Genomic DNA, 8053 nt, shown 5'->3' with positions numbered 1-8053 from the left:
GAGGCCCTGCAGGAGGCCATCCACGGTCTCGCCGGACACATGATCAACTTCTGACCCGAACACCGACGAGGGCCCGCACAGTTACTGTGCGGGCCTTCCGGGTTTGACTGTCCTTGGGGTATTCCGTCGTGCACGTCAGGCTGTAGAATACCAAGCAATCGCTTGGTTAGCTGCGGTTGCGGCGACACCGTCGGTCTTCCGGAAGGGTGTACGCAGCGCACGAGACGAACAGGACGACCCATGCCCGCCCCAATTCCGATGGAACTTCCCCCGCCCCTTACCGACGCCTGGGACTGGCAACTGCGCGCACGGTGCCGAAGCGACGACGCCGCATTGTTCTTTCACCCTGACAATGAACGCGGTCGCGAGCGCTCTGCGCGGGCACGGGCGGCGAAGCAGATCTGCGAACGGTGCCCTGTCCGCGACCAATGCCGTTCGTACGCAGAGAAAGCCGGCGAACGATACGGAACTTGGGGTGGACTGTCGGAAGACGATCGGAAAGCGTACCGACGTCGTTCCGTGTGGGCGATGGAAAACGGTGCCAGGCCGCGAGTCGCGGGCTGACACCGTTCCGCCTCTCAGTCGAACGGTGCTGCACGGCGCGCAGCGCGGATCCAATTCGCGAGCGTGTCGGTCGACGGATCACCACAATCCGCGACCGCCTCCGACCGTGCCAGCGCCGGCTGCAGGGCCAGCGCCTGCGCCTTCCCCAGCTCGACACCCCACTGATCGAACGAGTTGATGTCCCAGACCGCCCCCTCTACGAAAACCTGATGTTCGTAGAGGGCGATGAGTTGCCCCAGCACCGACGGTGTCAGCCGTGGAGCGAGGATCGTCGTACTGGGGCGGTTTCCCGGCATCACCTTGTGTGCCAAGAGCTCCGGAGCGGTGCCCTCGGATTCGATCTCACCGCTCTCCCGTCCAAATGCCAGGACCTGGGCCTGCGCCAGCAGATTGCTGAGAAGGATCTCGTGCATGGTCTCCGACGCCGCGGAGAGGTCCGCCGCCGACGTTGCGAATCCGATGAAATCAGCAGGAACGAGGCGTGTACCTTGGTGCAGCAGTTGATGAAAAGCGTGTTGCCCGTTCGTTCCCGGCTCGCCCCACAGGACCGCGCCGGTCTGGGAGCGCACCGGTGTGCCGTCCCGACGAACGGACTTTCCGTTCGATTCCATCGCCAGCTGCTGAAGATACGCCGGAAACCTCGCCAAATCATGCGCATAAGGCAGGATTGCCCGGGAGTGCGCATCCAGGAAACTCGCGTACCAGACATTCAGCAGCCCGAGTACTATCGGTGCATTCTGCTCGAGCGGTGCGGTACGGAAGTGCTCGTCGATCGTGTGGAAACCCGCTAGGAACTCCGCGAAGCGTTCCCTGCCGATAGCGGCCATGACGGCCAGACCGATCGATGAGCCGACCGAGTAGCGGCCGCCGACCCACTCCCAGAATCCGAACATGTTTGCCGGGTCTATGCCGAATGCGGCGACCGCCTCTGTGTTCGTGGAGACGGCAACGAAATGCCGTGAGACTGCGCTCTCACCGAGAGAATCCACCAACCATGAGCGTGCGAGGCCGGCGTTGGACAAGGTTTCCAGGGTGGTGAACGTCTTCGAGGCGACGATGAAGAGTGTGCGGGCCGGATCGAGATCTTCTAACGCAGCGGACATGTCGGCCGGGTCGACGTTCGAGACGAACCGGGCCTCGATGCCGGCACCGACATAGGGTCGAAGCGCCCGGTATACCATCGCGGGCCCGAGATCGGAGCCTCCGATGCCGATGTTGACCACCGTGGAGATCCGCTCACCGGACGCTCCTCGCCAGTCCCCCGAACGCAGGCGGTCGGTGAAGTCCCCCATCCGGTCGAGCACGTCACGGACCTCGGCTGCGATATCGCGACCGCCGAGCGAGAACGATGTCCCGGGTGACATCCTCAGCGCAGTGTGCAGCACCGCCCGGTCCTCGCTGGTGTTGATCCGCCCACCGGCGAACATGAGGTCTCGGTGTTCCTCGACGGCCGCAGCCCGAGCGAGAGAGATGAGCTTGTCGAGAGTCTCGCGGGTCAGCAAATTCTTGCTGTAGTCGATGTACAGGTCGCCCGCCGTGATGGTCAGTTCGTGACCGCGCGCCGGATCTTCGGCGAACAGGGTCCGGAGATGGTGGGCGCGGACCGTCACACTCTCGGCCTCGAGGTCGCTCCACGCTGCCGCAAACATCTCCCTGCCGAGATTTCGCCCGGGACGCGCCGACGCCGGGATCCGGGACTGTGCGGCGGTCACAGGGCGACCTTCTGCATTGCGTGCCCACCGAACTGGTTCCGAAGGGCGGAAACCGCTTTCATCGCCGGCGAGTCCGGCTGTTGCGAGGCGAAGCGAGCAAACAGCGCCGCCGAGATCACCGGGATCGGCACCGAGTGCGCGATTGCCTCCTCAACTGTCCAACGGCCCTCACCCGAATCGGCGACATAGCCGGATATGTCTGTCAGACCGGGATCGGCTGCGAGCGCCTCGACCAGCAGATCCAGCAGCCATGACCGCACGACCGTTCCTGCTGTCCACGCTTCCAGGACACCGCGCACGTCCGTGACGAGGTCCTGGGCGTTCAGAAGTTCGTACCCCTCGGCGTATGCCTGCATGAGGCCGTACTCCACACCGTTGTGCACCATTTTCGCGAAGTGACCCGCTCCGACCGGTCCTGCGTGGACGAAGCACTTTGCAAGTTCCCCCTCTGGCAGCAACGCCTCGAAGAGCGGCATCGCTCGTTGTACGACGGTGGTGTCACCGCCGACCATCAGCGCGTATCCGATTTCCCGGCCCCAGACACCACCCGAGACGCCGCAGTCGAGGTAGTCGATGCCGCGCGCCGCCAATTGCTCCGCGTGCAGTTGGTCGTCGGTGAAGCGGGAGTTTCCGCCCTCGATGACGAGGTCACCGGGATCGAGGAGCCCCGCGAGCTCCTCGACTGTGCGCCGGGTGGGCTGTCCGTGCGGAACCATGACCCAGACGGTTCGGGGTACGTCGAGTCCGGACACCAGCTGCGCCAAGGTGTCGACGTCGGCGGAGGCCACGTGCGGATCGAATCCGACGACGTCGTGGCCGTGAGCACGTAGCCGCTCCCGCATGTTGTGTCCCATTTTCCCGAGACCTATCAATCCCATTTTCAAAGTTCGGCGTCCTTTTCAAAGTCGATGAAGCCAAGAGATTTCGCGAACGTGTGAGGCCGCGGTGAGACTTGACGGGTGCGAACGTCGCCCGATGGGTCCGAAAGCGGGAGCAGCCGACATGAAGCAGCGCCGTCGGCAATTGGTCCGCGCCCGTGTATGCGTCACCGCAACACGAAGACAGGGACCGCTCCGAAGCCTTCCACTTGTTCGAACCGAACCTCGACCGGTGCGTCGATCACCACCGCGTCGAGCACATCCTTCCCGTGGATTGCGCTGAAGATTCTGAGGTTTCTCTGTTCCGGCAGCGCGATCCAACCGACCGCGTATGGTGTGGCGTCCTGGTAGCTCGGCACGAAACTCCGGTGCACCACCGTAAACGTTTCGATTCGCCCCGTGCCGTCAACTGGATCGAAGATGAGATCCGCACTCCCGCACCGGACGCACTCGGGCTCCGGATGATGGATGAAGGTTCCGCACTGGCGGCACCGCTGAATCAAGAGCTTCCCGACGTTGCACCCCTCCCAGAACGGACGAGCGATCTCGCTCGGTTCGGGTGCCACACGAATTCGCATGGCAGTATTGTTTCAAGCAAGCGCTTGGTTTACAAGGGGAGCAAATGGCACAGCAAGCATTCACCGGAGCAGCAGCCGTCACCGGCATCGGCCTCACCGACATTTCGCGGGACTCCGGCGTCAGCCCACTCCAACTCGCATTGACAGCAAGCCGCGCCGCAATCGCCGACGCCGGTCTCACCGCCTCCGACATCGACGGTGTCCTGTGCTACCACATGAACGACTCCGCGCCCGTCACGGAAGTCGCTGAGCGACTCCACCTGCCCCCCGCAATATGGACAAACGAAATATACGGCGGAGGAACGCAATCCGCCTCGATCCTTGGCGATGCCTCCATGCTCATCCATTCGGGCACCGCATCGAACGTCCTGATCTATCGCGCCCTCAACGGGCGCTCGGGCAAACGGATGAGCCAAGCCCCACTGCGATTGGCCGGCGGCGAAGCGCAGTTCACCCGGCCGTATGGCATGGCCGGACCGGTCAATTTGTTCGCCTTGTCCTCGGCACGCTGGATGCACGACACCGCGGCAACCGAGGACGACCTCGCCGCCGTAGTCTGCCAGTCCCGCCACCTCGCTGCTTCGAACCCCCGCGCCCTACTCACCAGAGGGATGACAACCGGCGACTATTTTGCGAGCCCCTGGATATCGACGCCCTTGCGCCGCGCGGACTGCTGCCAAGAAACCGACGCCGGCGCCGCGTTGATCGTGAGCAGAACAGACATCGCAGACGCAGCCAGGCCGGGCAGTCCCCGAATCACCACAGTGGTTCGCGGTGGCGGGCCGGGAGCGTCGAGCATGGACAAGGCCGGGGACGTCTCCTCGCTGTTCTCGCGCTACCTCGCAGGAAAGCTGTGGGACATGTCAGGCCTGACACCGGATGATGTCGACCTCGCACTGCTCTACGACGCGTACTCCCCCGTCGTCCTCCAGCAGCTCGAGGATTTCGGCTTCTGCAACCGCGGCGAAAGCGGACATTTCGTACGTTCGGGTAACACCCTCCCCTCCGGGACGCTGCCGGTCAATCCGCACGGCGGGTTACTGTCGGAGGGTTACGTGCACGGACTCAACAACATCCTCGAAGCCGTCCGGCAGCTGCGTGGCACTGCAACGTCCCACCAAGTCGCATCGCCACACGTCGCATTGTGCACCGGGTTCGGTGGAAGTTACGGCAGTGCAGCGATTCTCGAGCGGCCCTGACATCTCGCCGACCGCGTATCGATCGGCGAGACTTCCGACCTCAGTCGCAGTGCAGGTAACTCACTTTCCCACCGGTGAGAACACCGATCCCGTCGACCGAGGCGGTGTACGCGATACGCTCCATGCCCTCCACGGGCGACCTCTCCATGGCGATATCGAGCTTGCTGCCCGGATACACAGGTGCGGCAAATCGCGCTTCGATTGCCGAGAGCTCCCATGGTTGCCTGCCCAACGGTTCGGCCAACGCTTTCGCAACGGTCCCGAGAGTGCAGAGTCCATGGAGGATCGGCCTGGCGAATCCCGCCGCCCGAGCGGCCGATGGGTCGACGTGAATGAGGTGGCGATCGCCGGTGAGCCTGTACAGGACGGCTCGTTCCGACGGCAGTTCGACACAGAGCGTGTCTTCCAACTCCGCGGCACACTGCCGGCTGACCGTGTTCGACGTCCCGGCCACCGGCGTCGAGAACCCGCCGCGACCGGGAAGGATGATCGAGTACGTGGCGGAAAAGTAGTCGCTCTCGGCAACGATGTCGAGGATTGCGGATTTACCCGTATCCCGAACGGCCTCGACGTGCCCGGTCACCTCGAATGCGGTCGCGCGGGGCAGGGGGCCGTACATGGTCAGCGATTGCGCGCCGTGGAGAGCGTGCGCCGGCACGAATGCTCCGGCCTCGGATGCCGCGTCGGCGACCCACAAACCTAGTGTAAGCGCATATGTCGGCAGAACTTTCAGTTCACGTTCGAAGACGAGTGGTAGCTCATCGGCGCGCGCACCGACCGCAAGGGCGTACAAGATCGCGTCCTCTTCTCGATACCGAACCAACCGCGTTCCCAGCTTGTATCCGACCCAATCCGATATCTCCATGGCGTCAGCGTATAGCATTTGAGCAAGCGCTTGGGTTACGCTCTTTTCAGAGCCGCACACAGGGGCAACCTCAAGCAATCGCTTGGTACAACCGACAGGAGTTTCAGCATGGCAAAGCTGCGGGCAGGCCTCGGATATGAACTCGAGGTACGCGGACGCACCAAAGAGGTCGAGCAGCAGGCGTTCGAGAACCTCATCGAACAGGTCACCTTGGCCGACGGACTCGGCTACACCACCGCCTGGATGGTCGAGCACCACTTCACACGCGGCTTCTCCCACTCGTCGGCACCGGACATCGTTCTGAGCGCACTGGCACGGGTGACCAAGCAGATCCGACTCGGACTCGGGGTCGTCCTGCTGCCGTTCTCCCACCCCATCCGCACCGCGGAGCGCGTGGCCACCATGGACATCGTCTCGGGTGGCCGCATCGAGTTCGGCACAGGTCGCGGCGCCTCCCCACTCGAATACCAGGCGTTCCAGCGTCCCTTCGAACAGTCCCGCACCCTGTGGGAAGACAACCTGGACACGGTCCTCGGCATCTGGGAAGCAGACGGCGAGCCCTACAGCGCCGAGCACGAATACTGGAGCGTCCCCGACGTCGGCGTCTACCCGCGCCCGGTCCAGGAACCACACCCTCCCGTCTGGGTGGCATCGACCAGCCTCGACGGCTACCTGCAGGCCGCCCGTCGCGGTTACAACCTCCTCGGCATGACGATGCTCAAAGGCATCGACGACGTTGCCGAAGACATCGCGAAGTACAAAGAAGAACTCGCCCGCCACGGTTTCGATCCGGAGACTCGCAAGATCGCCCTGATGATTCCCTGGCACGTCGCCCCGACCACGGACGAGGCACACGCCAACGCCGCCGACGCCGTGATGTGGTACATCCGCCGCCAGGTCAACCTGGTGGCTCCCCCCGACTACTACGACGCGCGTCACGCCAGCCACCGCGTTCTCGGCGCCCTGGCCGCGGGGCAGTCCCAGGAAGAGGCGATCGAGACACTCCGCGAGAACCTCATGATCGTCATCGACGACGTCGAAGGATCTCGTAAGGCAGTGCAGCGACTCGAGGAAGCCGGCGTCACCGACCTCATCGGACAGTTCCAGGTCGGTGGCCTCGACAACGAGCATGTCCTCAGCTCGATCAAACTGTTCGCCTCCGATGTCGTGGAGATCCGATGACACATACCGAATCCGTGGAGACACGTCCGGAACCGCTCTGCCGCAACACGGCCCCCGGCATCGCCGCCGCCAAGGCGACCGGACTCCTGCATGTCGATCCGACGGCGTCGACCGCCTTCCCCCTCGCCGCCGACGACCGGTCCGCGGCGCTCTCACTGACGGCCGAGACCCTGACTGCCGCGGGGATCAAGACCACCGACCGCGTCGTCGTGGCTCTCAACAACGACGGAGACCTCGGCGGGGTCCTGGTCGCCGAGGCGGCATCCGAAATTGCCGCCGCCGCGGCCACCGTCGGCCCACGCGGACGAATGAGGCTTCTGCGCACGCTCGAGAACATCCGCGCAAACGTGTTGGTGGGAACCCCCACCGGGGTCGCCGACTTCCTCGCTCGCCTACACCTCGAATTCCTCGTCGACCCCCTCGACCTCGAACTTCGCATGATCCTGCTCACCGGTGAGATCGCCGACCCGAAGAAGATCGAGCACCTGGGACGCGAATTCGGTGCACAGACCGTCGAACTGTTCAGCGACCCGATCAGCGGTATTCCGATCGCGCACAAGGCACCGAAGGCTACCGCGTTGATCCCGACGCGCGACAGCCTGATCGCACTCGTACCGTCGGCGACCCCCGTCGCCGACGGGCACCTCGCCGAGATCGTGGTCCGGTACCCGTGGCACTCGACCCTCAGCGAAGCGAGCATCAGAACCGGATACCTCAGCACCCCCGACGGCGACTCGATCACCGCGCCCACCCATACCTACGGCGATTTGATCCTCATCCGCGGCAGGTGGGTCTCCTTCACCGCACTGACCCGCGCCCTGCGAGGTATCGACGGCATCGCGCACTGGGAACTGCGCATTGCACGGCAGGGCACCCTCGACTCCGCGACGGTGTTCGTGTCGTTCAACCGCGAAAGTCTGGTCGCGAACGGAATGTGGCACGGCCGCATCGCCCAAGCCATCACCGCAATCACACCAATCTCCATCGACGTCGAGATCGACCCGCACGTACGTGAGGATTCGGCGCCGCCGTCGATTCACGACGACCGCGGGCACCACCTGTAACCGACAACCCT

Annotated in this window: 8 protein-coding genes; 4 read left to right on the top strand and 4 right to left on the bottom strand. The window is 64.1% G+C overall.

The window, feature by feature from the left end; genetic code table 11:
* Positions 1–240: 240 nt before the first annotated feature.
* A complete protein-coding gene (locus tag ACFTWF_RS37320) occupies positions 241–564 on the top strand; it encodes a WhiB family transcriptional regulator (RefSeq protein WP_378466106.1) in 324 nt (107 codons plus the stop codon).
* Between the two features lie 14 nt (positions 565–578).
* On the opposite strand, the gene pgi is transcribed toward ACFTWF_RS37320, so the two are convergent.
* The 3 genes from pgi to ACFTWF_RS37305 form a co-directional block, all read right to left on the bottom strand.
* Positions 579–2213, bottom strand: coding sequence for a glucose-6-phosphate isomerase (pgi, locus tag ACFTWF_RS37315; RefSeq protein ID WP_378466107.1), 1635 nt, complete (start codon positions 2211–2213; stop codon positions 579–581).
* Positions 2214–2272: 59 nt separating this feature from the next.
* Positions 2273–3160, bottom strand: coding sequence for a phosphogluconate dehydrogenase (NAD(+)-dependent, decarboxylating) (gene gnd, locus ACFTWF_RS37310; protein WP_378466105.1), 888 nt, complete (start codon positions 3158–3160; stop codon positions 2273–2275).
* A 161-nt stretch (positions 3161–3321) separates the two neighbouring features.
* Positions 3322–3720 (bottom strand): Zn-ribbon domain-containing OB-fold protein, encoded by a 399-nt coding sequence (locus ACFTWF_RS37305; RefSeq protein WP_378466104.1) that lies wholly within the window; start codon positions 3718–3720, stop codon positions 3322–3324.
* Here ACFTWF_RS37305 and ACFTWF_RS37300 point away from each other — a divergent pair.
* The gene (locus ACFTWF_RS37300) at positions 3714–4931 is read left to right on the top strand and encodes an acetyl-CoA acetyltransferase (protein ID WP_378466103.1); all 1218 of its coding nucleotides are present in this window, start codon (positions 3714–3716) and stop codon (positions 4929–4931) included. The genes ACFTWF_RS37305 and ACFTWF_RS37300 overlap by 7 nt on opposite strands.
* A 40-nt stretch (positions 4932–4971) precedes the next feature.
* Here the strand turns inward: ACFTWF_RS37300 and ACFTWF_RS37295 are convergent, their stop codons facing one another.
* Complete coding sequence (locus ACFTWF_RS37295; protein WP_378466102.1) at positions 4972–5856, bottom strand: MaoC/PaaZ C-terminal domain-containing protein; 885 nt, start codon at positions 5854–5856, stop codon at positions 4972–4974.
* Positions 5857–5904: 48 nt separating this feature from the next.
* Here ACFTWF_RS37295 and ACFTWF_RS37290 point away from each other — a divergent pair, with 48 nt between their 5' ends.
* Positions 5905–6978, top strand: a complete 1074-nt coding sequence (locus tag ACFTWF_RS37290) for an LLM class flavin-dependent oxidoreductase (protein ID WP_378466101.1) — start codon at positions 5905–5907, stop codon at positions 6976–6978.
* Positions 6975–8042, top strand: a complete 1068-nt coding sequence (locus ACFTWF_RS37285) for a hypothetical protein (protein ID WP_378466100.1) — start codon at positions 6975–6977, stop codon at positions 8040–8042. The genes ACFTWF_RS37290 and ACFTWF_RS37285 overlap by 4 nt, the downstream gene beginning before the upstream one ends.
* Positions 8043–8053 lie beyond the last annotated feature (11 nt).

The organism is Rhodococcus sp. NPDC056960 (assembly GCF_042674125.1).
Lineage (GTDB): Bacteria > Actinomycetota > Actinomycetes > Mycobacteriales > Mycobacteriaceae > Rhodococcus_F.
Note: the sequence above shows the minus strand (reverse complement) of the source record. Positions and strands in the feature narration are given on the sequence as shown.

What these genes read in the sequence shown, in the direction of transcription:
- ACFTWF_RS37320 (WP_378466106.1), top strand. Translation starts at nt 241, where the DNA reads ATGCCCGCCCCAATTCCGATGGAACTTCCCCCGCCCCTTACCGACGCC.
- pgi (WP_378466107.1), bottom strand. Translation starts at nt 2,213, where the DNA reads ATGTTTGCGGCAGCGTGGAGCGACCTCGAGGCCGAGAGTGTGACGGTC.
- ACFTWF_RS37290 (WP_378466101.1), top strand. Translation starts at nt 5,905, where the DNA reads ATGGCAAAGCTGCGGGCAGGCCTCGGATATGAACTCGAGGTACGCGGA.
- ACFTWF_RS37285 (WP_378466100.1), top strand. Translation starts at nt 6,975, where the DNA reads ATGACACATACCGAATCCGTGGAGACACGTCCGGAACCGCTCTGCCGC.